General features: G+C 42.4%; 1 pseudogene. It reads right to left on the bottom strand.

The features are described from left to right. Window positions 1–507: pseudogene (locus tag ACVCZW_RS07640) on the bottom strand (hypothetical protein); the annotation flags it as partial.

Below are 507 nucleotides of genomic sequence, written 5' to 3'. Positions count from 1 at the left end.
TCCTCCAATACATGGATCCGTATCATTTGGATCCGTATCACTTGTTTCTCCATCACCATCACAATCTGTGATTGCTGTTACAGGTAATGTAATATCTGCTGCTGTAAATTCACATGCATCATTTGGATCTGTGTCGTTTGGTCCTTGAACGCCGTCTCCATCAGGATCCACCTCGTCTAAGTTACTTACTCCGTCACCATCACAATCTGCAGTTGCCCAGTCACTTGTTGTGTCTGTTAAATCTACATTTGTTAAATCTCCTCCAATACATGGATCCGTATCATTTGGATCCGTATCACTTGTTTCTCCATCACCATCACAATCTGTGATTGCTGTTACAGGTAATGTAATATCTGCTGCTGTAAACTCACATGCATCATTTGGATCGGTGTCGTTTGGTCCTTGAACGCCGTCTCCATCAGGATCTACTTCGTCTAAGTTACTTACTCCATCTCCATCACAATCTGCAGTTGCCCAGTCACTTGTTGTGTCTGTTAAATCTACATT

This window comes from Lacinutrix sp. MEBiC02595, assembly GCF_053601555.1.
This window is presented reverse-complemented; position numbering and strand designations above follow the sequence as displayed.